Source organism: Sphingobacterium sp. (assembly GCF_032065005.1).
Classification (GTDB): Bacteria; Bacteroidota; Bacteroidia; order Sphingobacteriales; family Sphingobacteriaceae; genus Sphingobacterium.
Window position 1 is genome coordinate 594011 of record NZ_DAMBMM010000001.1, and the last position, 25004, is coordinate 619014.

A 25004-nucleotide genomic window follows, 5' to 3' on the forward strand; every position below is an offset into this window, starting at 1 on the left:
ATGACTTTATGCTAAAATCGGGAAATAAACGGTAAAAACTAAAAGTTGCCATGTATTTTAAGGGTATTTAACTGAAAATATATCGTTAATCATGGTTTTTTTCGTTGAATAAAAAATAATCAGGCTCATTTTCAGGCTAATAATAATTAAGTTTTGGAGAGCGTACAAAAATTTCTACTTTTGTCGCGGAGAGTTGGCAGAGTGGTCGAATGCGGCGGTCTTGAAAACCGTTAACTGTCACAGGTTCGGGGGTTCGAATCCCTCACTCTCCGCACAAAAAGCCTTCATCGCAAGATGAAGGCTTTTTTGCGTGAGTGAGGGATCGAACCTTGTGATGGCCAGGGTTCGACCCGAAGGGGGTTCAGGGTTTGCGTTGGGGGTATGTGGGGCTGAACCAATCCCTCACGGGTGCTGGTCGAAAATGTTTCTGGAAAACGAAATACAAAAAGAACCACAAAATCCGAAGTTCATCCGAAGTATCTCATCCTGTAAAACTTCAAAATCAAGAACATTATAATTTTCACTGATGTACAGTTCCTTAACCGAAGGTTAAGGATGACAAGGTCTATGAGAGTAAAATCATACAAACTCTTCACTTGTCGTTCGGAATCAGAAGTAAACAAAAGATTGATGAATGGCGTTAGTAATAGTTAAAAAAATATATGCCCACCTTTCCCTCCCATTTCTTAAATTTATCCTATCAAAAATCCTCTTCACCATGCAACCATCAATTTCCAATATCACTCCCATCAACGGAATCCAAATCTACTACGAAATATACGGAACCGGTTCCCCATTAATCCTGCTACATGGTGGGGGATCTACCATCCAAAGCAGTTTTGAACGAATCATCCCACTTTTAGCAAAATCCCACCAAATCATAGCCATAGAATCCCAAGCCCACGGTAGAACCTCCGACAGAAACTCCCCTTCATCTTTTACCCAAGACGCCGAAGATGTTGCTCAGCTGATGGACCACCTAAAGATCAAAAAAGCAGATATTCTGGGTTTCAGCAATGGAGCAACCACCGCTCTTCAATTAGCCATACATCATCCGGAAAAAGTGAACAAACTTATTTTAGGATCACCTTTAGCAAAACGTAATGGCGTAGCAGATGGCTTTTGGGAATTTATGAAGAATGCCAGCTTAGAGAATATGCCTTCGCAACTAAAAGAAGCATTCCTTAAAGTAAATCCTTCCGAAGAAGGATTAAAAATCATGCATGACAGGGATGCGGCAAGAATGGTTAATTTCAAGGATATCTCTGATCATGATCTACAATATATCCAAGCTCCGACATTAATAATATTAGCAGAGCAAGATGTAATACTTCCAAAACATGGAAAGGACCTTGAAAAATTAATTCCAAATTGCCAGTTGGCGATTGTTCAGGGCGTACATGGTGAGTATTACGGAGAAATCACTACTGTAGGTCCAGATTTCAAAGAAGAGGACCTTCCAGTTCCCTTGATTGAAAGGTTCCTGAATTAAATAAAAAAGCTGAATTAATCCTTAAGTCAGCTTTTTGTATCTAGGAAGATATTATTTAATCTTCAGTAACCGGATGGTATCCCCCTCTAAACTAAAAAACCTTAGGGTATCGACCTTAATATTAAATGGTATTTGCCTGTCAGCAGTATCAATGATAATACCTTCATTCGATTCCAAATTGAAATTATAGGTTCCCTCCCATTTTGTTGTATCATAAACCGCTTGGAGCATCCCATCTTTTAAAAAGCTTAATTCCAGTTCAACAGAATCTGAATCTGAATCCAATATTCCTTTACCTTTCCATTCCGTTCCAATAATGGCGATTTCTTCATCAACATTAAAATCATCCTTTACACAAGACGTAAATCCAATTGAAACCATTATCAAACCAAAAACCAGCTTTCTCATATTTTCCTAAATTATCTTGATTAGCCCTCCAATCATCAAGATTAATGCCAATATAGGGTTAGTGGATTTGACCTTCGGAATATTATATTTTAAATTTTTTCTTTGGAAGAATTATGATTTTAAAGATGAATGAAATAAATTTATTAAAAAATTATTCCTACTATGTTAATGGTAAACTATCATAACAAAACTTTCCGTACCGTCAGCAATTCTCAGAATGGCGAAACTTCCTCAGAAACCATATTTCATTATAAACAAGTTGGCAATATAGTATTTGCAGACTATCAGGGCGGCAATATTAAATACGGACATCTACTGGGACTAGTCAGTGAATATGGAACCATTGAAATGACTTATCATCAGGTAAATAGTTCCTGTGAACTGATGACAGGAAAGTGTGAATCGATTCCTGAAATATTGGACAATGGGAAAGTCAGGCTACACGAAAACTGGGAATGGACCTCCGGAGATTTTTCTAAAGGAAAGTCCATTGTGGAAGAACAATAATTTGCTTTGAGATCATTAATTATCCATAAGGATCCTATTAAAGATTTACTGAAGTCAAATGCTTGATTCTTGAATAAAACTCTTACTGGAACAAAACTAAATCCCCTACTTCTATTAATTGTTTATTATCAACAGATTTTATTCTTTAATCAATTTTTAATAATTTGAATGAAATCACGCTATATCAATATGGAAGAACAAAATCAAGCATTTAGAGCGATCATAGAAGAATTCAGGGTTAATCAAGATCCATCAATATTAGATCGCTTTAAACTGGATACACATCCTACCCCAGACAATAAATGGTCTTATGATCTAAATGCTTGGGATCGGGCCATGTTGATCCTGGAACTGTTCAATGAAAACAATGCCGCCGATAAACCCTTGATCAAATGGATCCTTGACGAAGAGATCAAAGGTCAAGAACTTGAAATTCCATATTATGCCTTAGATGTCATTGCCTATCTTTTGTATAAGCATATGGACAATGAAGATGTCTATCAACTCTTTATGTCCAAATTTGCCTATGGAAATGTATTCCATTTGGATGTTGAATTAATCTTTGGTCATGACAGGGAAGAAATGAAGGCATACCTGAAAGATTCCCAAAATGCAAACCCATTGAGCAAGGATATATTGGCAACTATTTCATCATATGAGCAAAATCCAGATGCAAAATTCAAGAGTCGTGAGGAGTATGTCAATTATTATGAAAACAGAAAAATAAAGCATATCCGCAATGATATTGAAGCCAGCAAAAAATATATGCAAACTGGAGATTATTGATCATTCATGCTCCAAACATAAATGGGCCACAAGATATTGTAGCCCATTTTAGTTATTTTAATTCTTCTTGAATCTGTTCTAGAGACTTTCCTTTGGTCTCTGGCATCCGCATCACAAAGAAGAAGGATACTACCACCATGATGGCATAGAACAAGAAGATATAGAAACCACCTGAAGCAAAATTCTCGACCACGATTGGGAATACCCAAGATATTAATGCAGCCATCACCCAATGTGTGGTACTACCTAAGGAGGTGCCTTGAGCTCTTACGGCATTCGGGAAAATCTCAGAGATAAAGACCCAAATAACGGCTCCCTGAGATAGTGCAAATGATGCAATAAATCCTATGATATAGAATAATAGAAACTCCGAAGCCCCACCTTTCAAGCCAAATGCGGTCAATAACAAAAAGATAAACATACCAACTGCCCCACTTAACAAGAGTTTCTTACGGCCATATTTATCGATAATGCTCATCCCGATCAGGGTAAACAACAGGTTGGTACCACCTATGAAAATAGGTTGTAGGAATGCCAGTTCCCTACTGAATCCTGCCATTTCAAATATTCGTGGCGCATAGTACAGAATGGCATTGATTCCAGTAAATTGATTAAAAACCGCTAATAGGACCGCATATATGATCGGTTTCCTATATTTCGCCTGGAACAAAGGAACTTTTTCTGAACCCGCATTTTCAGTGTTGAGCGTTTCCTCATACGCTTGGCCTAAATCATCAAATACTTTCTTGGCCTCTTCCCTTCTGTTGTTCAATGCTAGCCAGCGAGGAGAAAACGGAATGGTATTGAGCAATAATAGAAAAGCTAATGAAGGTATGGCCATGATTCCTAACATGTATCGCCAAGCATCGTCTCCGAAATTTGCAAATAAGTAATTCGTCAGGAAAGCGATAAAGATACCGCTGACAATCATAATCTGGAACATACCAGTCATTCTTCCTCTTAGTTTGGCAGGTGCTATTTCTGATATATACAGAGGACCTACCACGGAACTTACCCCAACAGATAATCCGCCCAAGAACCTGAAGAATAAAAACATATACCAGTTAAAAGATAGTCCACAGCCTATTGCTGAAAACAGGTACATCACGGCAACCACCTGTAGCACTCTTTTCCTGCCGTATTTTTGGGCAGGTTTTGCAGCAGCGATGGCTCCAAAGATGGTTCCGATCAAGGATATCGAAACTGTAAATCCATGCCAGAAAGAATTAAGATGCCACAGTTCCTGTATGATCTTTTCGGCTCCTGATATAACAGCAGTCTCAAAACCGAAAAGGAATCCTCCTAAAGAGGCGATAAATACATATTTCCAAATTTTACTCATAGGTTTAGGTGTTTGTCAGTGGTTATTTATTTTCGGGTACTGGATCAAAATCTGTTAATTTTGTGGGGTCATAGACGGCAACTGCCACTCTAGAATCCGCACAGCCATAATAGAGATACCATTTATTCTTAAAATAGGTCAATCCTTGAATGAACACTGTCCCATCCTTATACTGACCTGACTTCTCAAATTCTTCCATAGGTCTCAGGAAAGGGACATCCATACGTTGGATGACATGCGTAGGATCGGTATTGGAAAACAATACCTGCCCTGCACTGTAAGTGCCAATATTAAATCTAGGATCTGCTAATTCTTTTTTATCATGGTTCTTACCATTATACAATAGTAATATACCCTTATCGGTTAGGACAGCTGGAGGACCACATTCGGTCAGGGCTGAATCAAAATACCCTTCGCGAGGAGAAATAAATTTCGCTAGGTTTCCCTGTTCATCCAATACCGGTTCCCAATTGATCAGGTCTGTGGAAGTTGCTCCGGATACGCCATGTTCACCCCAATACATAAAATATTTGCCATTTACTTTGGTTATGACCAATCCGTCATTCTTTAATGTAGTCACTATGGAGGCTGATTTATGAGGCTCCTGATAGACCTTTTGGTATTTGGCGTTTTTGAAAATAGGCCCATGCTTTTGCCAAGTGATCAAATCTTTGGAGGTAGCAACTCCTAAGCGCGGCATTTTCCTGTTCCATTGTGTATAGAACACGACATAAGTACCATCTTCTGTAACGGCCAATCTTGGATCTTCCAATCCTCCCGGCCATTCATATTCGCGTTGGCTGTCTTTATCCGGAAATAAGACAGGTTCTTTGCGCCTCTTAAAGTGGATGCCATCATTACTTTCTGCCAAGCCCAATCTGGATGTCCTAAAACCGATCCCAATGCCAAATTTATCCTCAGCACGGTACAGAACATATACCTTACCATCTTTCACGACAGCACCGGGGTTAAAGGTGTCATTTTCCTCCCAACGAACCATGGAGTCACTCATCGGATCCATAAAAGTTGAAGTGGAATCAGGTAGGATAATGGGATTGACAGCATTTGGCCGTTCAAATCCACCTAAGGTCCAGACAATATCCTTGGTTATCGCCGCATCTGGTTTGGTCGATATGCAGCTGACAAAAAGAAACAATAGAGCAATGGAAAACAATCTATTGGACATGCTTTTCAGATTAATTAGGTTAATAAATCAAATCAGTAAACCGCTTTAGCAATTTGATATATCTAATATAAGACTAAAAATTATTTCTACAATAGCAATTGTTTATTAAAGCTCAAGTACAGAATCGTTTACAATGACGAAAATCTTATTGTTTCTATCTTTCTTGATCAGGTGCAAACCGGTGTATTTTCCAAACGCCGGGATCGTGAGCACTTTATCCTGAATAAAAAAGCATGGCAGTCGAAAAGATTGCCTTGCTCCTGCATCGATGAGACAGCCTGGATGAATATGCCCTACTATATTGAACATGTAGTCTGGTAAGCCAATTATGGGCTCATGGGAGAGAATCACACCTTCAGCTAGTAATACTTCATCCTTGATCTTCATGTTCATATCTTGAAAATGCTTTTCCTTCAAGATATCATGATTCCCTTTGGTCAGGGTAAATTGGATTGCGTATTTACTGATGCTGTTTATATGGGATTTTAATTTTTCCCAATCGGAATTCCATTCGGAATGGAAAAGATCTCCTAGGAACACGATTTCCTTGATATCAAGGTCCTGGATCAATAGGTTCATCCTATCCAGTTCTTCTTCGATGTTTGGTGATGGAACAAATAGACCTTCCTTACGAAAATGGGCTAATTTACCGAGGTGCCAATCGGAGATGATCAGCATAAAATATTTGGGAATATACATCACCCTTTGGGGTAACAGGTACATTTCCAATCCATTTAACTCTAAGCGTTTAGCCATCTAATAGTTGATTTTTCAGCTTTTCCAATCGGCTTTGCCAATCTTCATTGGAATAGCGCTCTCGAAAAGATTCTGCAAATATAGGGAACGCAAAGGGAGTTAATTTAGTAGGTCTACTAAAAATAATCTTATGTTTCGAGATTCGTTCAAAGGCCAGCTGCATTCTACCTTCCTCCAATTGAAAATCAAAGACTTCATCATATGCCTCCCGCAACAGAAGGTTGGAAGGCTCATATTCAGAAAAAACAGAAAAAAACAACCCAGCATTCGCCTGTAAATGCTTGCTTTTCATTTGCTTTCCTGGAAATCCCTGAAATATCAGTCCAGCAATACCAGCTATGTCCCGAAACCTCCTTCTTGCCATTTCCTGAACATTAATTCCAGAATTGATATCCTTGTGCAGGTTCTGTGGACTGAAAATTTGCTTTAACAGTTGGGTGTCAATTTCATAATCTGTTTCAGAAAGAAGCTCAATCCCATATTCATTTGTCGCAATGGAGAAGGTTGCAGGTTTTAACAGACTCAATCGATAGGCCACAACCTGAGCCATGCCTTCATGGACTAGTTTCCCTTCAAATGGATAGAAAAAGAGATGATAGCCATACTTGGTCTGTATATATTCGACCAAGAGCTCATCTTCTTTCGGAAGGGCCGAAAGCTGCTCCTGCTCTTTAAATAATGGTTTCAAGAATTTGATTTCTGGACTTATACCTACCGTTTTATGGATACTCTTAAAACTATGTCGAATGGCAATTCCAAGGTCTGGAGAAATGGCAAATCGCCCACCCATCCAGGATGGTACCACTCCTTTTTTCTTTTCAGATGCCTTCACAATGGCATCATTTGCTATAATCTGAACCAGTTCCAGTTGCCGACCAGAAAACCAAAAAACATCGCCGATATTCAATTTTGAAATAAAGGACTCCTCAATGGATCCCAAATATTTTCCTGAAAGAAATTTAACACGCATCATCAGGTCTGATACTATGGCACCAATAGACAATCGATGTCGCATCGCCAACTTTCTGGAAGTCACCTTGTATACCCCATCTTCCAAAACCAAGCGATGGAAATCATCATACGCTTGAAGGGTTGATCCTCCATGGATCAATAAGGACATGCATTGGTCAAATTCCTCTTGGGTTATCGATTCAAAGCAATGGGTCTGAGCTACCTCTTGCAGGATTTCATCTGCATAAAATCCATCTCCTACAGCCAAGGTCATGAGGTATTGAATCAAAACATCAAAAGATCTTAAATAGGGAATCCTACTTTCCACGATTTTCTCCTTCACGGCAAATTTCAAGGAATCTCCTTCAATGATCTCTAAGGAATTGGTAGGCACATAATATATGATTGAGGTAGCATCAGGCCTATGCCCTGAGCGTCCTGCCCTTTGCAGGAACCTGGCAATACCTTTGGGGGATCCAACCTGGACAACACAGTCCACGGGCCTAAAATCAACCCCTAGGTCCAAACTGCTCGTACAGACCACTGCCTTTAATTTTCCTTCATGCAGGGCCTCTTCTACCCAATTGCGGACCTCATCGCTTAAGGAGCCATGGTGGATGGCCAACAGTCCGGCAAATTCTGGATAATAGGTAATGATCTGCTGATACCAGATTTCGGCCTGCGACCTTGTATTGGTGAATATTAATGTTGTTTGGTAATTATTGATGATATCGACGACCTTGTCCAATAGCTTAATCCCTAGATGCCCGGCCCAAGGAAACTTCTCCAGATTATCTGGAAAGACCGTCTGAATATCCATTTTTTTATGGATTTCAGCCTTAATGAGAGTTCCATGGGTTCCTGGACCCAATAGTATATCTTTTGCTTCTTCCAGGTTACCGATCGTTGCCGATATACCCCAAATCTTCAAGTTAGGATTTATGGCCTTTAAACGACTTAGCGCAAGCTCAATTAACACACCTCGCTTGGACCCCAACAGTTCATGCCATTCATCAACGACAATGAACTCCAGGTTCTTAAAATACTCCTGCCCTCCTTTTGTTGCAAGGATCAGATGCACACTCTCCGGCGTCGTAATTAATGCTTGTGGCGGGTTTTTGCGCTGTTTCTGGCGAATACTGGTGGAAGTATCTCCTGTTCGCAATTCTATCTGGTAATCAAGGTCCAAGTCAACTGAAACTTGATTGGTCGCTTTATGGATCTCCTTGGATAGCGCCCGCAATGGGGTAATCCAAAGAGCATGGAGTTGTTTTTTCTTGCTTGCTTTGGGATTTGCCCCTTTAGCATAATATTGGGCAATGATCCCAAACCAGATGGCAAAGGTCTTTCCATAGCCAGTCGGCGCATTGAGGATTCCAGATTCTCCATTGGAAATAGCCTTCCAACATTGCTCCTGAAAGGCATGCGCCTTCCATCCTTGGTTAAAGAACCATACTTCCGCAAATTCATTTTTCACTGTAGACATCCAAAGAATGAAAATAAGAATTAATAATATCTTAATAACTTTTTATGAAGTATTTTGTTATAACCAATAACAAAGTAAATATTATGACAAATAAAAAAATAGGTGTTTTTGTAGGAAGTTTGAGAAAAGAGTCTTTCAATAAGAAAATTGCTAACTATCTGGTTTCTAATCCACCGGCAGGTCTGGAGTTAGAGATTCTAGAAATTGGCCAACTTCCATATTATAATGAAGATTTAGATCAAGGAAATCCTCCTAAGGAATATGTTGATTTCAGGAAAGCCGTGTCCGAATTAGATGCAGTGCTTTTTGTCACTCCAGAATATAACCGTGGGGTATCTGCAGTGCTGAAGAATGCCATAGACGTTGCTTCAAGACCGTATGGTAAAAATGTTTGGGATGGAAAACCAGGTGGCGTGATCAGCTCCTCAATTGGGGCAATCGGTGGATTTGGTGCCAATCATCATTTAAGGCAATCATTGGTCTTTATCAATGTGCCAACCATGGCTCAACCGGAAGCCTATATAGGTAATGTTGCGGCAAATTTCGATGAACAAGGTAAATTGGTCAATAAAGATTGTCAGAAATTCTTGGACTCCTTTATGGCAGCCTATAAAGAATGGATTGAAAAATTCTTAAAATAGCCGAATAGTATTGGCTAAATGAATGCAATGTCGGCAAGTTGGAACTCAATCCACTTGCCGATGTTTTTTATAGCTTACTGAAACTTGATTTCACCAAAGAATGCTGGCAAATGAAAATTAGGTTTTGGAAAATCGATGTCATTCCAAGCTACAAAATGAGGATTTGGTAAACTGTCCCCACATTTATAGAAATTTGCTTGAACTGTTGTTCCCCCTAATTCATCCGCTTTTTTCCCGAATAAAGAAATCGGTATGACCAGGATCATATCCCAAGTCTTATTACCTTGAAGGTTCTTTACTTGGGTAAAGGTGTTCACGCTTAATATCTCTTCCGCCGTCAATCTATTTCTGGATGCCTTATCCGAGGTGCCATAACCGATCAAGCCTGCCCCTAATGCATTAAATTCAAAATTATAATAGGTCTGGCGATCATCAAATGAAATAAAGAACTCCACACAGCTATCTTCCCAAATATTTTCATTTGGACGGATATATTGAGCTTTTACAAATTCCTCTTGAACATGATAATGGACATAAATCGACTCTTGATCATAGGCAACCTGAAATCTTACTTCAGGATTTACTGGAAACTCAGCTTGCCAAGGTGCTTGGTCTATTTGGTGCCAGTCTAATCCAAAAAGTCCCTTTGAAAGGCTCGCATAATCTAATTCAACGCCTGTAAGATCGATTTTTTTAACAATAAGTTCCTTCATATTAGTTAGACATTAGATTCTCCGCTAATATACCTGTTAATTTATCATTATTTACTTCGAGTTCATGGACAAGCTTCAATTGCGCTTTTGTCCTTACCAGGTTATGTTCTGGGTAAGCAATTTTATAATAGGTGTCCCCATTGATATAATCGGTCAGGAACCTAACAGCTTGCATATATGGCAATAAATGGACAGCAGGAATCAGAGAATCCACCTCGGTTTCTGTCAAAAACTCCTTGGCTTCTGAAAGATATCCCGCCGTGAATGATTGGAACAAAGGAATATTTAAAACAATTTTTGATATATCAGCTTCATCTTCCGCTGCTGAATTGATAATGGTACGGATAGCGTCTCCAAAATCATAAGCTACATAGCCTGGCATTACCGTATCCAAATCAATGACACATTGCACCTTATCATCCTTATCCAACAGAACATTGTTGAATTTTGTGTCATTATGGGTAATTCTCAAAGGCAATTGATTGGAACGGCCTAATTCTAGGATCGTCCGCATCTTTTCCTCGCGTTCAAAGATATAATCCAATAGATCCTGGATTTTCTCGACACGCTTTGCCGGATTTTTCTCAATTGCTTCGCGCAGGTTATTCAATCTAAATTCGATGTTGTGAAAATTGGGTAGAATCTCCACAATGGTTTTAGGATCCAGGTCACTCAATTGTTTCTGGAATTGTCCAAATGCCATTCCTCCAGAATAAGCCTGCTCTTGGGTTTCCAAGATATCATAACTCCTAGTTTCAGGGATCAAATGGAACACGCGCCAATAATCACCATTTTCATCTTGATAGTAGTTCTTTTGATCTTTGGTAGGAACAATAGTCATTGTTCTCTTCAAGACTTCCTTTTCCCCTAAGTGTGCTAGTTTTTTCTTGAGGTGCTTACAGACACTTTCTATATTATTCATCAGACCTTCCACATCCTGGAAAATATGATGGTTAATGCGCTGCAATAAATAAAGGTTATTTAGTTGGCTGTTGGTTGTTATCTTAAAGGTATCATTGATATGACCAGACCCAAAAGGTACAGAATCAATAATTTCACCTTCTAGTTTAAATTTCTCCGCCGATCTAATGCTATTTTCAGTTTTTTTGGTTGACATTACTCTTAATTCATTCAACATGCTATGTAATGAATGCAATATCTATAAACAGAATCAATAAATAAAATATTTTTTATAATCAAACGGTTGCATAATAAAATTGCATGCAGTCGATTTAAAGTATTAATTATAGGTTGTTTCCTTGCTTTAAAATCAATTTTAATCAAGTATTGAAAAGAATATTTCGTATTTTGCTACATGATTAGCGAGTTATACCCCATATGGTCACGGAAATAGTAATTATTCTCATATTAATAGTTTTAAATGGTATCCTGTCTGCGTCTGAGATAGCGATAGTATCCAGCAGAAAAGCAAGATTGCAAGCTGCAAGTTCTAAAAATAAAGGTGCCAAAACCGCACTTGAATTAAAAGAAAACCCAAACAACTTCTTATCGACCGTACAGATCGGTATTACCTTAATCGGTATCTTGACGGGTTTTTTCTCTGGAGGAACAATCTCCATCTACATTGCAGAACAACTTAATAAAATAGAAGCCTTAGCACCCTACAGTAACCAAGTTTCTGTTTTGATCGTGGTGTTGATTATCACTTACCTTTCCTTAATTATCGGTGAATTGGTGCCAAAACGGATCGGTATGGCTATACCTGAAAAGTATGCTTCCTTTATTTCGGTTCCTATGAATGTGCTGAGTAAAATCGTAAAACCATTTGTGTGGTTGCTGAGCATCTCAACCGAGTTTATCGTGAAGTTATTCAATATCAAGGTAAATCAGAATGCAGTGACCGAGGAAGAAATCAAGGCCTTGGTCGATGAAGGTGTGGATAGTGGAGCCATCGAAGGAATTGAACACGATATGGTGGATCGCGTACTTAGCTTAGGTGATAAGAAGGCAATAAACCTGATGGTTCACCGAAGCAAAATCACTTATTTGGATATCCAAGATAGCTTTGAAGAAAACAAAGCTTGCATTATCGCTGATGAGCATACGGAATATCCTGTCTGTGACGGTAATTTTGACCATGTCATTGGATTGGTGCATGTCAAAACCCTTTTGAAGGAATACTTGACCTCCAAGGAAATGGACCTGGCCAAACTGGTCACTCCTATCCCTTTTGTCAATGAGAATACATACGCCTATAATGTCCTGAAAACTTTGAAAATTGGCAAGGTTTTACAGGCTGTGGTAGTTGATGAATACGGTAGTCCTCAAGGGATCATTACCATGACTGATATCGTAGCCTCTCTGGTAGGTGGTTTCGACTCTCCGGAAACAGAAGAGAAGAAAACTATCAGACAACGTGAAGATGGTTCTTTTGTTATCGATGGTAGTTTCCAGCTGGATGATTTTATCGAGATGTTCAACTTGGACCTTACGGAGGAAGATGAAGATGAGATCGGTAATTTAACCACTGTGGCAGGATTGGTATTCTTATTATTGGACCATATACCTGAAGAAGGCGAAAAAGTGATGTACAAGAACCTGGAATTTGAAGTCTTGGACATGGATGGTCACAGGATCGATAAACTTAGTCTCATCGTCAAAGATCCTGCATCTGATGAAACAGCAAATATTGACTGATAATACTCATATAAAGACATCCGAAAAGCCACCATATTTGGTGGCTTTTTTTATGCGATTAATGTTCCTTATTACAGTGCATATATTCTGAATTATTTTTCAATATTGACCGAAGATCTTTAGCAAATTTTTTATACCCCTCAGTTTACCCTTATTCGAGACATATTCGGAAAATTCCGAATGTGTCTCGAATAAGGTCAATATAAAACCTAAATATTTTTATCAATTTTTGGATTGAATTTCTATTCTTGGAAATGCAAATTTGGAAGGGTTAGTTAGACCTAATATAGGCTTAATTAAAGGTCAGAATAATCAATTGAAAACTGGTAGATTAAGGTCAAAATAATAAGAGGAAATCAGCTGATGACTTCCTCTTATATATTCCTTAAGAAAAGGAATTAATGATTTTCAAAAGTTCATGTTTCGGCTGTAATCCACTTTGACGCCAAACCTGATTCCCATCTTTATAAAGGATTAAGGTTGGTACACCCTGAACATGGAATTTGCTTGCTACAGCCTGATTCTTGTCGATGTCGATTTTAATGATCGAGAGCTTCTCTCCCATTTCATCCTTAACCTCTTTTAAAATTGGTGCCAACATCTGACATGGTCCACACCAAGCTGCTGAAAAATCGATCAGGACCAAAGAATTTTTTTGAAGTATATCGTTAAATGATGCCATTGTATTATAATTTATAAAATTGAGCATTTAAGCTAATGGATTAAATGCATCGTTAATTCACTCGTTTCTATTAATAAGACAAAATTAAGCCTATTTCGTTTATTCTAAGCTCAATTTTTCTAGGTCTTCAATATCGCCACTGAATTGGTTGAGGTCCACAGGGCCTCTAATTCCCTTCACGGTTCCTTTCTCCGAGAATTGCCAGAAATTCCAGTGTTTCTTGGGCTTCTCTACCCAAAAATTATAGTTGGCAATCCAAAGGGTATAGTCCGAAAATTCCTTTTCCAGGAAATCAGCAAAGTATTTATCCCCTGAATATAAAACAGGCTTTATTTTATAATGTTTTTCGACTTGTACCAGCCATCTCTTTAGGCCAGTCTTTAAACTGTCCATAGACTGGTTTCTAGGCATTTCTTCGATATCCAATACCGGTGGTAAGTCTCCAGGTTCAAGGTCTACCGTGTTGATAAAGTTATTAGCCTGCTTAACAGAATTTTCCTTTGGCCGGAAGTAATGGTAGGCTCCCCTGAGTTTATTTCTTTTCTTGACCGCTTTCCAATTGGATTTGAATTTGCTGTCTTTTGCTTTTTCCCCCATGGTCGCTCGGATATATATGAAATCTACCGGGAATTCCTCATTGATCTTTAAGACCTCATCCCAAGAAATATCTCCTTGATATTGCGAGATATCGATTCCGAAGATTTTATCATCGTGCCTACGCATCAATTCGACATTCCGGATATCATATTTGCTATTATCTTCAGCGATCATCTTGTCCTTTTCAAACCATTTGACCATCAGGTATGATAGACCCGCGCGATGCTGCCAAGCAAAAATACCAATGACAATCAAGCATGGTATGGCAATACTCCAAAAAAGTAGATTACGGTTAATTTCTCTTTCGGAGACAACTTTTTTCTTGACCGTTTTGCGCTTTTTTGTCATATTGCGTGAAATTAGGCTATTTATAGATTATAGCCAAAAAAATTATTCAATGATTGTTTACAACCCCAAAGACTGGTTTAAAACCATTTCCTACCTTCATAACAGTAAAATTTTCAAGCGTCTTCTTCCCTATCTTATTATTTCGGTTTTGGTGTCCTGGGCTCTTGCATATTGGGAATTGGAATACCTGAAATTGTCCGACAGGACTTGGATGAAAAACATTACTACGGTGCATAATCTATTGGGCTTTGTACTTTCCTTATTATTGGTATTTAGAACAAATACTGCCTATGACCGCTGGTGGGAAGCCAGGAAACAATGGGGCGCCCTAACCAACACCAGCAGAACCCTTGCCATCAAGCTGAATGCCTTTTTATCGCCGGATGACAAGGTAAACCGAAGTTTCTATAGAAAGTCGATTGCCCTTTTTGCAGAGACGCTCTTTAGCTATTTAAGGTCTGACTATACCAAATTTATGCTGGATGAGAATGAACATCCTGAATTACAGGATCTGGATGAAAAGAAACATGGTCCCAACCAAGTAGCAGCCCTCATCTATAAAAAGACCAATAAAATCTATAAAGAAGGAATCCTTACGGGAGATCAACTAATTGTGCTGAATAAGGAATTGACATCTTTGACCGATGTGACCGGAGCTTGTGAAAGAATCAAGAACACACCTATCCCATTAGGTTATAGTGCATTCATTAAGACATTTATTGTGTTGTATACTGCGACCTTACCCATTGGCTTAGTCTTTTCAATGGGTTATTTTGTAGTAGCAGCTGTTCCATTTATATTTTATGTTTTAGCCACGCTAGAAATGATTGGCGAATCCATCGAAGATCCATTTGGCGCAGATTCTGATGACCTACCGATCGATAAGATTGCAGCAAATATCAAAAAACATTGCAATGAGATATTGTTGGGGTAATCAGGAAAGTTCCTCAATCTATCTCACTAACTGTCGTGTTGAGGAACGAAACATCTCGGAGTAAAACAAGGATTGCACTAGCGTACAGTTCCTGAACCTTCGGTTCAGGATGACAGGCTTTTTTTATAGGAACATTACAGATTCTTCACTCCTCGTTCAGAATTGGAAATGTTCTAAAGAAACACCGGCCAATTAATTGTTTGATGGGCATTAAATCCTGGCCCATCCTCTAATCCCGTACCCCGAGCGAAGTCGAGGGGAATCCTGGTTCAAATCCTGATCTTGGTCCATCCTCTAATCCCTTACCCCGAGCGAAGTCGAGGGGAATCCTTGTTCAAATCCAGATCTTGGTCCATCCTCCCATCCCGTACCCCGAGCGAAGCCAGGGGAATCCTGGTTCAAATTACCCACCCCCCCAAAAAAAGGGATAGCTTTCGCCATCCCTTTCATATTTCATGTGCTGCAATGTTATTACCTACACCACAATATTGATAATCTTTCCTTTTACAAAAATTACCTTCTTCACGGCCTTGCCATCCAATAATTTTTGGACATCTGCATTTTCTTTCAATATGCCCTCTACAGCCTGTTGATCAAGATCTAAAGCAAGAGGAAGGTTCATTTTCATTTTTCCATTAATGGAAACAGGGTATGCAAATTCACTTTCTACCAAATATTCTGGGTTGAAGACTGGATAGTTTGCATAAGAAATGCTGCCGGCTTCATTTCCTAGCTTAGACCAAAGCTCTTCGGTAATGTGTGGAGCATAAGGTTCTAGGACGATCAATAGATCTTGAAGGATCTTACGTTTGTTGGTTTTAAGATCGGTCAATTCATTTACACAGATCATAAAGGCCGATACGGAAGTATTGAAAGAGAAACGTTCAATATCTTCTTCAACTTTCTTGATGATCTTATGTAATGCTTTATATTCCGCTTTTGTTGGCTCTTCATCAGATACGTTGAAGTTTCCTTCAGCGTCATGGAACAAGCGCCATACCTTACGTAAGAATTTATATACACCCTCGATACCATTTGTGTTCCAAGGTTTTGCCTGTTCCAAAGGACCTAAGAACATTTCATATAGGCGAAGGGTATCTGCGCCGTATTGTTCGATAATATCGTCAGGGTTGACCACGTTGAATTTAGATTTTGACATCTTTTCAACCTCAGTGCCACAGATATATTTACCGTTTTCTAAAATGAATTCCGCATCATTATAATCAGGTCTAGACTGTTTGAATTTCTCCAGGTCTAGAACATCGTTATGTACAATATTTACATCAACATGCAATGGATTCACGGTGTATTGATCCTTCAGGCCTAAGGAAACAAATTGATTGGTTCCTTTTCCATCTGCATCCAATACGCGATAAACAAAATTGGATCTTCCTTGGATCATACCTTGGTTGATCAATTTCTTGAACGGTTCTTCCTCGTTATGATAACCGATATCTTTCAGGAACTTGTTCCAGAAGCGTGAGTATAGCAAGTGACCTGTAGCATGCTCAGAACCACCAATATATAGATCCACTGCCTTCCAGTAATCAACTGCATCTTTGGAGGCAAAATCCTGTTCATTTTTAGGATCCATATAGCGGAACCAATACCATGAAGAGCCTGCCCATCCTGGCATGGTACTCAATTCATACTCGTATTGGTCTTGGTATTTCCAACCTTCTGCACGACCCAAAGGCGGCTCACCAGTTTCAGTTGGAAGGTATTTATCTACCTCAGGAAGTAATAAAGGTAATTCTTCCTCTTTGATCAAATAAGGTAATCCATCTTTGAAATAGACAGGAACAGGTTCTCCCCAGTATCTTTGTCTGCCGAAGATGGCATGACGCATACGGAAATTGATTTTTGCCTTACCTAATTTGATAGCCTCCAGTTTTTCGATCAATGCCGGAACAGCTTCCTGATAGTTCATTCCATTGATGAAACCTGAATTGATATATTTTCCATCCTTATTGGGATCTGCTGCTTCAGAGATATCCTGTGAATCAGAGATCGGAATGATAGGAAGATTAAAATGCTTAGCGAACAGATAATCACGTTGATCTCCCGAAGGTACTGCCATAACGGCCCCCGTTCCATATCCAGCCAATACATAATCAGCAATCCAGATCTGTACATCTTCTCCAGTCAACGGATGTTTGGCATATGAGCCTGTAAATGCTCCGGAAACGGTTTTGGTATCAGCCATACGATCCAATTCGGATTTTTTGGATGTCTTGTCTATATAAGATTCGATTTCAGCTCTTTGCGCTTCCGTTGTTAAAGCAGAAACTAACTCATGTTCTGGGGCTAAAACCACAAAGCTAACACCGAAAATAGTATCAACACGGGTGGTAAATACTTCGATATTATCATTTAATTGAGGAACTGGAAATTTGACACTTGCTCCTACTGATTTACCGATCCAATTGCGTTGCATCTCAACCAAAGGTTCTGGCCAATCGATGGTATCCAACCCTCTTAAAAGGCGGTCTGCATAAGCAGTGATACGCATTGACCATTGCATCATTTTCTTTTGTTCCACTGGGAATCCGCCCCGTTCTGACAAACCGTTGATTACCTCATCGTTTGCCAGTACCGTTCCTAATGCAGGACACCAGTTCACTGTACTTTCTCTCAAGAAAGCAAGTCTATATTTTAATAGCTCAGTTTGTTTTTCTGTTTCAGAGAATGCTTTCCATTCATCCGCTGTAAAGGTCAATACATCCTCGTCAGATTCGGCTTTAATACCTTCTGAACCAGAAGTCTCAAATTTTTGGATTAAGGTAGAGATAGGTTCTGCCTTATCGGACTCCTTATTATACCATGCATCGAATAGCTGCATAAAGATCCATTGGGTCCAACGGTAATATTCCGGTTCAGAGGTACGGACCTCACGTGACCAGTCATAAGAGAAACCAATGTTATCTAGTTGCTCTCTATAGCGGTTGATATTCGCTTCAGTGGTGATAGCTGGATGCTGTCCAGTTTGGATGGCATATTGTTCAGCTGGCAGACCAAAAGAGTCATAACCCATGGGGTGCAATACATTGAAGCCTTTTAATCTTTTGTAGCGTGAAAAGATGTCGGATGCAATATAGCCGAGCGGGTGACCAACATGCAGCCCTGCACCAGAAGGATAAGGAAACATGTCCAAAACATAGTATTTTGGTTTTTCAGTAGATTCAGAAGTCTTGAAGGTCTGGTTATCAGCCCAAAACTTTTGCCATTTTTGCTCGATAGATTGATGGTTATACTCCATTATAAATTATAAAAGTATGGTACAAAGAATTGCGAAATTAGCGAATTTAGGGTAAATTCGGTATAAAAGTTTTTTATTCTATACAATAAATTCTGATATTCGCTGTTAGAAAATTAGTATTGGGAAAAAATAAATCCTTACTTTCGCAAGGATAAACGCAGAATCAAATATATGTCAGTGATCGAACAGGGTTCACCAAGGAAAAAAACTAAATCAGTATACGTATCTACAGTAATCAGTATTGCACTGGTTCTATTGATGACAGGTCTTTTGGGACTAATTCTAGTCCATGCTAAAAACTTATCACGTTATGTAAAAGAGAACATCGTCTTGAACGTCATCGTAAATGATAATGTCAATGAAGGTGATGTGCTGTCGCTACAGAAGGATCTGGAAAAAGACCCTTATGTTTTACGTTCGGAATATGTAAGCAAGGAACTCGCTGCAAAGAACCTTAGAGAGGATTTGGGTGAAGACTTTGTTGAATACTTAGGTAGAAACCCCTTACTGCCATCTATTGATGTGTACATGAAGGAACAATACGCGAATAGCGATTCGATCCAGACCTTCATCAATAAGATTGGGAAAAACAGCCGCATTAAAGAGGTGGTTTACCAAGAGTCATTGATTGATATGGTCAACAAAAACATCCGTGTGATCAGTATCGTAATTCTAGCCTTTACCGTGATTCTATTAATCATAGCCGTGGCTTTGATCAACAATACCATTCGTCTAGCAATCTACTCACAGCGTTTCTTGATCAAGAGTATGCAGTTGATCGGTGCTACGAAAGGCTTCATCCGCAAACCATATATATTATACGGGATTGCCCATGGATTGATCGGTGCCCTGATTGCTATCTTACTATTGATTCTGACCTTACAATTTGCCCAAAAACAAGTGCCTGAATTGGTATTCTTACGCGATTGGTTTGAATTTGCAATGATTTTCGCCATCGTTTTAGGATTAGGTATCTTGATCTCTGGAGCAAGTACATACTTTGCCGTTACCAAATATTTACGTGCTAAATCAGCAAGTTTATATAGATAAAATCGATCAATTGTTAATCCGTTCAGAAAATGAGTCAAACTAAGAATGTAAAAGGAACTCCAGCAAATGCTTCAAATGCGGGGTTTGTATTTAAGAAAATAAACTATCAATTATTCGTTTTGAGTATCGTTGTTGTGGCCATTGGCTTCATCTTGATGATGGGTACAGAGGACATCTACAGCTTTACCAAAATCACTTTGGCACCTATTGTTGTGGTGGCTGGTTTTGCATTAGGATTTGTAGCAATATTGTATAAACCTAAGAACAAAACAACCCAGGAATAATGAGTTATTTAGAAGCAATTATCCTCGCTATCGTCGAGGGTTTAACAGAGTACCTTCCTATTTCTTCTACTGCTCACATGGGCTTTACGGCCGCATTGATGGGGATGGAAGAAAGTGAATACCTAAAGATGTTCCAAGTATCTATCCAATTTGGAGCTATCCTTTCCATTGTTGTCCTTTATTGGAAAAGATTCTTTGATTTCAAAAACCTTAAATTTTACTACAAATTAGCCATTGCCGTTATTCCAGCCCTAGTATTGGGTAAATTATTGGATGATAAGATTGAGGCGGTGTTAGGTAACCAGATTGCCATTTCGACCGTGTTGGTTTTAGGGGGTGTGGTCCTATTGTTTGTGGACAAATGGTTTAAGAATCCAAAGATTACCGATGAGAAGGAAATTCCGGTTAAGAAGGCCTTTATTATTGGTATTTGGCAATGTTTGGCGATGATGCCAGGAACTTCACGCTCTGCAGCATCTATCATCGGTGGTTTGACCCAAGGTCTTGACCGTAAAGCAGCTGCTGAATTTTCCTTCTTTTTGGCCGTTCCAACCATGCTTGCCGTAACTGTCTACTCCATTTTCGTAAAAACATGGGCGGAAGGAACAGAACATGCGGCAAAAGGTTATGAGATGATCATGGCCAGCAATGAAAACATCATGATTTTTATCATCGGGAATATCGTTGCGTTTATCGTTGCCATGATCGCCGTAAAAACCTTCATCAGCGTCCTAACAAAATATGGCTTCAAATTCTGGGGCTGGTATAGAATTGTTATCGGTATAGCGCTGTTGGTGTTTTTTTATACGCAAGGATAGTAGTGAGATTTAAGATGTGAGATCTGTGATAGAAAATTTAAAATATAGAAGGACCTATTAGGTCCTTTTTTAGTACCAATAATTCCTCAAATCTCAAGTCTAATATCTCACATCTAAATAAAATTCCTATTTTTGCAGAAAATTAGCCAGAGGAAATATTCTGAACTGATGAACAGATTGGAATGAATTCCATGAAACTTTAATATTAAATGAGCGAAAATATAGAAGGACAAGCTAAGCCAAAATTTGCTTTTGCGGAGGGTGAAGTTTTATTAATCGATAAGCCATTAACGTGGACTAGTTTTGATGTCGTTGGTAAATTGCGCAACAGCATTAAACCGATGAAGGTTAAGGTTGGACACGCTGGAACCCTAGACCCTTTAGCAACCGGACTCCTGATCGTTTGTACTGGTAAGATGACCAAGCAAATCGATGGTTTTCAAGCTGAAGACAAAGAATATACAGGAAGCATAACATTAGGAGCTACTACTCCTTCATATGACCTAGAAACTGAAATTGACCAAACTTTTGACTATTCTTTCTTGAAGGATGAAGATATCTTGAATACAGCAGCTTCTTTTGTTGGTGTCCAAGATCAGTTCCCTCCTGCCCACTCCGCTATTAAAATTAACGGAGAGCGTGTTTATGAGAAAGCTAGACGTGGCGAAGAGGTCGAATTAAAGGCCAGACGGGTTGAAATCATGGAATTTGATATTGAAAAGATCGAATTGCCAAAGGTCTACTTCCGGATTAAATGCAGTAAAGGAACTTATATCCGTTCCATCGCCCATGACTTCGGTAAAAAACTGAACTGTGGCGGACATCTATCTTCGCTGAGAAGAACAAAATCGGGGGACTTTGATGTCAAAGACGCCTGGGAATTAACGGAATTAATTAATCAAGTAAGGGAGTTAAAGAACCAAACGGTTTAATAGTTCTAACCTTAGAAAATCATATAATGAAAATATACAGAAATCTGGATGAATTCAAGGCGTTGGATTATGCTATCGTTACGATAGGGACATTTGACGGCGTGCATGTTGGTCACCAGAAGATTCTAAATAAGTTGACCGAATTGGCAAAGGATAATACTGGCGAGACCGTTTTGTTAACCTTTTTTCCGCATCCAAGATTAATTATCAATCCTGATGACGATAGCCTAAGGCTGATCAATGATATTGAAGAAAAGGTGGAGCGATTGGCGCTGGCTGGTATCGACCACTTGATCATCACTCCTTTCACCAGGGACTTTTCCAATCAAAACCCAGAAGAATATATTTCAGATGTGCTGGTCAATAAAATTGGATGTAAGAAAATTGTTATCGGATATGATCACCATTTTGGAAAGGACCGAAAAGGTACGATCAAGGATTTAATTCATTTTTCTGAGATTTTTGACTATACCGTAGATCAAATCCCTGAACAGGACATCGAAGATGTAGCGGTTTCTTCCACCAGAGTGCGCGAATCGTTGATCAAAGGTGATATCATCACGGCTAACAAATACCTTGGGTATCCCTTTGAATTGACCGGAACTGTGATTAAAGGTGATCAGATTGGCCGTGAGATTGGTTTTCCGACCGCAAACTTACACGTCCATGAATCCCATAAACTAATTCCTGCTTATGGTATCTATGCCGTGGAGGTAGAAATCTATCCTAAAACTACTGAGGTGGTAACAGGTGATTATTTTGAACCGGTACCGGAACGCGTTGCAAAAGGGATGTGCTATATTGGAACCCGTCCTACCGTAGATGGCATGAACAGAAAAATTGAGGTTAACCTATTGGACTTCAACGATGATCTTTATACAAAAACCATCCGTGTAAAATTCCTTGAATTTATCCGTCATGACCAATGGTTCGAAAGCCTTGAACTCATGCAGGAACAGATCAAAAAAGACGAAGCTGATATCAGGAAATATTTCGAAGGGAAGTAGTTTTTTAGATGTGAGATCTGAGTATTGAGATTTGAGATTGAAAATTTATTTAATATCAAGATTATAAGAAAAGGACCAATTTGGTCCTTTTTTATTTCTCATATCTCACATCTATCAAAGCTAATAAAGTTCAAACAGGTCATTCACACCTAAGATCTTTCGACTGGTAAATCCTTCGGCGTATTTCACTTGAATGGATCTTCCGAACTCATGTGCCCTAGCTTTTGTGGAATCCATGAAGTCAGGGTTTGAGATATAGGTCTGCGGTTCGTCATCTTGGTTCTCGACATTGAATTGTGAGGTGTAAGCCAATATTGAACGCTCCTTGATGTCCCAATACTTCGTAATGTCTATTAAGATGTCTGGTTGAATATATTTGTCTTGGATCAATTGAAGCTGTAACCTAGGACGAAAGGGTTCTTGCGCCTGGCCGTCCAATTCAGTTTCTATCCTTCTTAAACCAGCAAGGAACAATGCGTCATTGACAAGCTTGCTCGCACGGCCATGATCTGGATGACGGTCCTCCCAAGCATTGGTAATAACGATTTCAGGTTGAAACTTCCGAATTGCCTTAATCACTTCCTTCTGACCTTCTTCGTTGTTCTGGAAGAATCCATCACGTAACCTAAGGTTCTCACGAACGGCTACACCAAGTATTTTTGCAGCATCTTGAGCTTCCTGGGCACGGATTTCTGGAGTACCACGTGTACCCAATTCGCCTAAAGTAAGGTCTACGATCCCTACTGTTTTACCTTCAGCTACATATTTGGCAATAACACCACCGGCTCCCAATTCTGCATCATCAGGATGAACGGTCATGACAAGTAAATCTAATTTCATCAAATTGTGTATTAAGTACAATACACAAAACTACTAAAATTTAAAGCGATTACTTATCTCCTAGAAGCTCTTCAATACGATTGTGGACTTTTTTTGACATTGGGCTTGTCAATGAATAGAAATGATCGACTACTTCACCCTTTTTATTAATTAAATATTTATGGAAATTCCACTTCGGGATAGTGCCAATCTTTCCGTTTTCCTCAATGTTGGTTAGATACCTGTAAAGTGGGTCAGTAAACTCCCCTTTTACATGGATTCGCTTAAAAACAGGAAATGTTACTTGCCTATTGATCCGGCAATAAGTCTCCAAGGTCCTTCCGGTCAAGGGTTCTTGGTTCCTGAAATCATTGGAGGGAAAGGCCAACACCTCAAAACCCAACTCTTTATATTTCTTATATAGATTTTCAAGGGTCCTGAACTGTCTACTGAAAAAGCAATTGCTTGCTGTATTGACAATGAGTAAAACTTTGCCTTCAAAATCTCGAAGTGATCTCTTCTGTCCACTAAACTCTAATGCATCATAATCATATACGGTCTTACTCATAATAATAGGTTTTTAACGTTTTACCATCGGCCGCGAACGTTCGTACTCGCGAATAATATTCTCTATCTCATAATCTTCCTGAGGATCATATGTACTCTTTAAATTATGGCCAAATATCTTGGCCACACCTTGATATACAAATGCGGAAATACCGCCTTTCATGTCTTTTACTAGGTCATAACTGGTGTTTCCAGTCTGTCTTTCTATCAATTTGATCAAGATCTTTCCTTGAGAAACGCTGAGGTTCTTGACTTCTGAGGTGATCTTATCCTTGATTTCTCGCTCGCACTCCTTGATCAATCTCTTCTCTTCACGCCTTGAATTGGCCAAGGCTAAGTCCCGGTCTAATTGCTCATATCTTTTTTGGGCATAGATAGCATAAGGAAGAACCCGAATCACATTCCTTCTTAACCTTAAATATTTCTGCCTATCCTCTTCTGTTTTAAATGTTCGCCTAGCGTAAATGACAACCTCCTCGATTGGGAACCAAGGAACAACTTCGCCATTATCAAGGGTTGTAGTTGCATAATGTTCTACCACCTCAGGTTTACCCGGTCCATACTGAGGTTTTATCAATGTTTGAGCAAAGCCAATCCCTGGCAGTACAAACAAGATCGCTGCGATAAAAACCCACTTTATGTTACTTCCACACATCATCAATATAATAAGCCCTATGCGATAAAATTCATTTTTTTTCTGTATATTTATACTTTACAATTTAGTATAAAATCTTTAATTATTTGTTCAATAAATATAGCAAATTATTTTATTTTTTTTGAT

The 25004-nt window shown here is 39.1% G+C and carries 24 protein-coding genes and 1 tRNA gene; 12 read left to right on the plus strand and 13 right to left on the minus strand.

Annotated features, from left to right (window positions below):
• Positions 1 to 187: 187 nt before the first annotated feature.
• Positions 188 to 272: transfer RNA gene (locus RT138_RS02545), tRNA-Ser, on the plus strand.
• 446 nt (positions 273 to 718) lie between these two features.
• Positions 719 to 1492, plus strand: coding sequence for an alpha/beta hydrolase (locus RT138_RS02550; RefSeq protein WP_313189394.1), 774 nt, complete (start codon positions 719 to 721; stop codon positions 1490 to 1492).
• A 51-nt stretch (positions 1493 to 1543) separates the two neighbouring features.
• Here RT138_RS02550 and RT138_RS02555 read toward each other — a convergent pair whose 3' ends face one another.
• The gene (locus RT138_RS02555) at positions 1544 to 1900 is read right to left on the minus strand and encodes a hypothetical protein (protein WP_313189395.1); all 357 of its coding nucleotides are present in this window, start codon (positions 1898 to 1900) and stop codon (positions 1544 to 1546) included.
• A gap of 162 nt (positions 1901 to 2062) precedes the next feature.
• On the opposite strand from RT138_RS02555, the gene RT138_RS02560 reads away from it, so the two are divergent.
• Both RT138_RS02560 and RT138_RS02565 read left to right on the plus strand, forming a co-directional pair.
• On the plus strand, positions 2063 to 2407 hold the full coding sequence (locus RT138_RS02560) for a n-acetylglutamate synthase (RefSeq protein ID WP_313189396.1): 345 nt from the start codon (positions 2063 to 2065) through the stop codon (positions 2405 to 2407).
• A 168-nt stretch (positions 2408 to 2575) separates the two neighbouring features.
• Complete coding sequence (locus RT138_RS02565) at positions 2576 to 3193, plus strand: hypothetical protein (RefSeq protein WP_313189397.1); 618 nt, start codon at positions 2576 to 2578, stop codon at positions 3191 to 3193.
• Between the two features lie 52 nt (positions 3194 to 3245).
• Here the strand turns inward: RT138_RS02565 and RT138_RS02570 are convergent, their stop codons facing one another.
• From RT138_RS02570 to RT138_RS02585, 4 genes are all read right to left on the minus strand, one after another.
• A complete protein-coding gene (locus RT138_RS02570) occupies positions 3246 to 4535 on the minus strand; it encodes a sugar porter family MFS transporter (protein ID WP_313189398.1) in 1290 nt (429 codons plus the stop codon).
• Between the two features lie 22 nt (positions 4536 to 4557).
• Positions 4558 to 5721 (minus strand): glycoside hydrolase family 130 protein, encoded by a 1164-nt coding sequence (locus RT138_RS02575; RefSeq protein WP_313189399.1) that lies wholly within the window; start codon positions 5719 to 5721, stop codon positions 4558 to 4560.
• A gap of 105 nt (positions 5722 to 5826) precedes the next feature.
• Positions 5827 to 6477, minus strand: a complete 651-nt coding sequence (gene pdeM / locus RT138_RS02580) for a ligase-associated DNA damage response endonuclease PdeM (RefSeq protein ID WP_313189400.1) — start codon at positions 6475 to 6477, stop codon at positions 5827 to 5829.
• Positions 6470 to 8914 (minus strand): ligase-associated DNA damage response DEXH box helicase, encoded by a 2445-nt coding sequence (locus RT138_RS02585; RefSeq protein ID WP_313189401.1) that lies wholly within the window; start codon positions 8912 to 8914, stop codon positions 6470 to 6472. Before RT138_RS02585 ends, pdeM begins: the two co-directional genes overlap by 8 nt.
• Before the next feature lie 83 nt (positions 8915 to 8997).
• Here RT138_RS02585 and RT138_RS02590 point away from each other — a divergent pair, with 83 nt between their 5' ends.
• Positions 8998 to 9555: an NAD(P)H-dependent oxidoreductase gene (locus RT138_RS02590; RefSeq protein WP_313189402.1), complete on the plus strand. Its 558-nt coding sequence runs from the start codon at positions 8998 to 9000 to the stop codon at positions 9553 to 9555.
• A 74-nt stretch (positions 9556 to 9629) separates the two neighbouring features.
• On the opposite strand, the gene RT138_RS02595 is transcribed toward RT138_RS02590, so the two are convergent.
• Positions 9630 to 10268 (minus strand): carbohydrate-binding family 9-like protein, encoded by a 639-nt coding sequence (locus RT138_RS02595; protein WP_313189403.1) that lies wholly within the window; start codon positions 10266 to 10268, stop codon positions 9630 to 9632.
• Between the two features lies 1 nt (position 10269).
• A complete protein-coding gene (locus RT138_RS02600) occupies positions 10270 to 11385 on the minus strand; it encodes a phosphotransferase (protein WP_313189404.1) in 1116 nt (371 codons plus the stop codon).
• Between the two features lie 221 nt (positions 11386 to 11606).
• Between RT138_RS02600 and RT138_RS02605 the strand changes: the two genes are divergently transcribed.
• Entirely contained in the window at positions 11607 to 12926 is a 1320-nt protein-coding gene (locus tag RT138_RS02605) for a hemolysin family protein (protein ID WP_313189405.1), read from the plus strand.
• 385 nt (positions 12927 to 13311) lie between these two features.
• On the opposite strand, the gene trxA is transcribed toward RT138_RS02605, so the two are convergent.
• Positions 13312 to 13608 carry a thioredoxin gene (gene trxA / locus RT138_RS02610; RefSeq protein ID WP_093096417.1) on the minus strand — a complete coding sequence of 99 codons (297 nt, stop codon included), beginning with the start codon at positions 13606 to 13608 and terminating at the stop codon, positions 13312 to 13314.
• 99 nt (positions 13609 to 13707) lie between these two features.
• The gene (locus RT138_RS02615) at positions 13708 to 14553 is read right to left on the minus strand and encodes a GH25 family lysozyme (RefSeq protein WP_313189406.1); all 846 of its coding nucleotides are present in this window, start codon (positions 14551 to 14553) and stop codon (positions 13708 to 13710) included.
• Positions 14554 to 14602: 49 nt separating this feature from the next.
• Between RT138_RS02615 and RT138_RS02620 the strand changes: the two genes are divergently transcribed.
• Positions 14603 to 15487, plus strand: a complete 885-nt coding sequence (locus RT138_RS02620) for a bestrophin family ion channel (RefSeq protein WP_313189407.1) — start codon at positions 14603 to 14605, stop codon at positions 15485 to 15487.
• A 475-nt stretch (positions 15488 to 15962) separates the two neighbouring features.
• Here RT138_RS02620 and leuS read toward each other — a convergent pair whose 3' ends face one another.
• Positions 15963 to 18746 carry a leucine--tRNA ligase gene (leuS, locus tag RT138_RS02625; protein ID WP_313189408.1) on the minus strand — a complete coding sequence of 928 codons (2784 nt, stop codon included), beginning with the start codon at positions 18744 to 18746 and terminating at the stop codon, positions 15963 to 15965.
• Positions 18747 to 18917: 171 nt separating this feature from the next.
• Between leuS and RT138_RS02630 the strand changes: the two genes are divergently transcribed.
• The 5 genes from RT138_RS02630 to RT138_RS02650 all read left to right on the plus strand — a co-directional run bounded on the left by RT138_RS02630 (position 18918) and on the right by RT138_RS02650 (position 22837).
• Positions 18918 to 19796 (plus strand): cell division protein FtsX, encoded by an 879-nt coding sequence (locus tag RT138_RS02630; protein WP_093096407.1) that lies wholly within the window; start codon positions 18918 to 18920, stop codon positions 19794 to 19796.
• Positions 19797 to 19825: 29 nt separating this feature from the next.
• Positions 19826 to 20080 (plus strand): DUF3098 domain-containing protein, encoded by a 255-nt coding sequence (locus tag RT138_RS02635; protein WP_313189409.1) that lies wholly within the window; start codon positions 19826 to 19828, stop codon positions 20078 to 20080.
• A complete protein-coding gene (locus RT138_RS02640) occupies positions 20080 to 20898 on the plus strand; it encodes an undecaprenyl-diphosphate phosphatase (RefSeq protein ID WP_185214436.1) in 819 nt (272 codons plus the stop codon). The genes RT138_RS02635 and RT138_RS02640 overlap by 1 nt, the downstream gene beginning before the upstream one ends.
• Before the next feature lie 209 nt (positions 20899 to 21107).
• Entirely contained in the window at positions 21108 to 21830 is a 723-nt protein-coding gene (gene truB / locus RT138_RS02645; protein ID WP_313189410.1) for a tRNA pseudouridine(55) synthase TruB, read from the plus strand.
• A 26-nt stretch (positions 21831 to 21856) separates the two neighbouring features.
• Complete coding sequence (locus RT138_RS02650) at positions 21857 to 22837, plus strand: bifunctional riboflavin kinase/FAD synthetase (RefSeq protein WP_313189411.1); 981 nt, start codon at positions 21857 to 21859, stop codon at positions 22835 to 22837.
• 120 nt (positions 22838 to 22957) lie between these two features.
• Here RT138_RS02650 and bshB1 read toward each other — a convergent pair whose 3' ends face one another.
• The 3 genes from bshB1 to RT138_RS02665 are packed head-to-tail and all read right to left on the minus strand — an operon-like array spanning position 22958 to position 24881.
• Complete coding sequence (gene bshB1 / locus RT138_RS02655) at positions 22958 to 23677, minus strand: bacillithiol biosynthesis deacetylase BshB1 (RefSeq protein WP_313189412.1); 720 nt, start codon at positions 23675 to 23677, stop codon at positions 22958 to 22960.
• A gap of 49 nt (positions 23678 to 23726) precedes the next feature.
• Positions 23727 to 24224, minus strand: a complete 498-nt coding sequence (locus RT138_RS02660; protein WP_185214432.1) for a glutathione peroxidase — start codon at positions 24222 to 24224, stop codon at positions 23727 to 23729.
• Positions 24225 to 24236: 12 nt separating this feature from the next.
• A complete protein-coding gene (locus tag RT138_RS02665) occupies positions 24237 to 24881 on the minus strand; it encodes a DUF4294 domain-containing protein (protein WP_237219462.1) in 645 nt (214 codons plus the stop codon).
• Between the last annotated feature and the right edge of the window lie 123 nt (positions 24882 to 25004).

Bases quoted from the DNA above. Each gene is read 5' to 3' on its own strand.
- RT138_RS02550 (WP_313189394.1), top strand. From the start codon at position 719: ATGCAACCATCAATTTCCAATATCACTCCCATCAACGGAATCCAAATC.
- RT138_RS02555 (WP_313189395.1), bottom strand. From the start codon at position 1,900: ATGAGAAAGCTGGTTTTTGGTTTGATAATGGTTTCAATTGGATTTACG.
- RT138_RS02560 (WP_313189396.1), top strand. From the start codon at position 2,063: ATGTTAATGGTAAACTATCATAACAAAACTTTCCGTACCGTCAGCAAT.
- RT138_RS02565 (WP_313189397.1), top strand. From the start codon at position 2,576: ATGAAATCACGCTATATCAATATGGAAGAACAAAATCAAGCATTTAGA.
- RT138_RS02570 (WP_313189398.1), bottom strand. From the start codon at position 4,535: ATGAGTAAAATTTGGAAATATGTATTTATCGCCTCTTTAGGAGGATTC.
- RT138_RS02575 (WP_313189399.1), bottom strand. From the start codon at position 5,721: ATGTCCAATAGATTGTTTTCCATTGCTCTATTGTTTCTTTTTGTCAGC.
- pdeM (WP_313189400.1), bottom strand. From the start codon at position 6,477: ATGGCTAAACGCTTAGAGTTAAATGGATTGGAAATGTACCTGTTACCC.
- RT138_RS02585 (WP_313189401.1), bottom strand. From the start codon at position 8,914: ATGTCTACAGTGAAAAATGAATTTGCGGAAGTATGGTTCTTTAACCAA.
- RT138_RS02590 (WP_313189402.1), top strand. From the start codon at position 8,998: ATGACAAATAAAAAAATAGGTGTTTTTGTAGGAAGTTTGAGAAAAGAG.
- RT138_RS02595 (WP_313189403.1), bottom strand. From the start codon at position 10,268: ATGAAGGAACTTATTGTTAAAAAAATCGATCTTACAGGCGTTGAATTA.
- RT138_RS02600 (WP_313189404.1), bottom strand. From the start codon at position 11,385: ATGTCAACCAAAAAAACTGAAAATAGCATTAGATCGGCGGAGAAATTT.
- RT138_RS02605 (WP_313189405.1), top strand. From the start codon at position 11,607: ATGGTCACGGAAATAGTAATTATTCTCATATTAATAGTTTTAAATGGT.
- trxA (WP_093096417.1), bottom strand. From the start codon at position 13,608: ATGGCATCATTTAACGATATACTTCAAAAAAATTCTTTGGTCCTGATC.
- RT138_RS02615 (WP_313189406.1), bottom strand. From the start codon at position 14,553: ATGACAAAAAAGCGCAAAACGGTCAAGAAAAAAGTTGTCTCCGAAAGA.
- RT138_RS02620 (WP_313189407.1), top strand. From the start codon at position 14,603: ATGATTGTTTACAACCCCAAAGACTGGTTTAAAACCATTTCCTACCTT.
- leuS (WP_313189408.1), bottom strand. From the start codon at position 18,746: ATGGAGTATAACCATCAATCTATCGAGCAAAAATGGCAAAAGTTTTGG.
- RT138_RS02630 (WP_093096407.1), top strand. From the start codon at position 18,918: ATGTCAGTGATCGAACAGGGTTCACCAAGGAAAAAAACTAAATCAGTA.
- RT138_RS02635 (WP_313189409.1), top strand. From the start codon at position 19,826: ATGAGTCAAACTAAGAATGTAAAAGGAACTCCAGCAAATGCTTCAAAT.
- RT138_RS02640 (WP_185214436.1), top strand. From the start codon at position 20,080: ATGAGTTATTTAGAAGCAATTATCCTCGCTATCGTCGAGGGTTTAACA.
- truB (WP_313189410.1), top strand. From the start codon at position 21,108: ATGAGCGAAAATATAGAAGGACAAGCTAAGCCAAAATTTGCTTTTGCG.
- RT138_RS02650 (WP_313189411.1), top strand. From the start codon at position 21,857: ATGAAAATATACAGAAATCTGGATGAATTCAAGGCGTTGGATTATGCT.
- bshB1 (WP_313189412.1), bottom strand. From the start codon at position 23,677: ATGAAATTAGATTTACTTGTCATGACCGTTCATCCTGATGATGCAGAA.
- RT138_RS02660 (WP_185214432.1), bottom strand. From the start codon at position 24,224: ATGAGTAAGACCGTATATGATTATGATGCATTAGAGTTTAGTGGACAG.
- RT138_RS02665 (WP_237219462.1), bottom strand. From the start codon at position 24,881: ATGATGTGTGGAAGTAACATAAAGTGGGTTTTTATCGCAGCGATCTTG.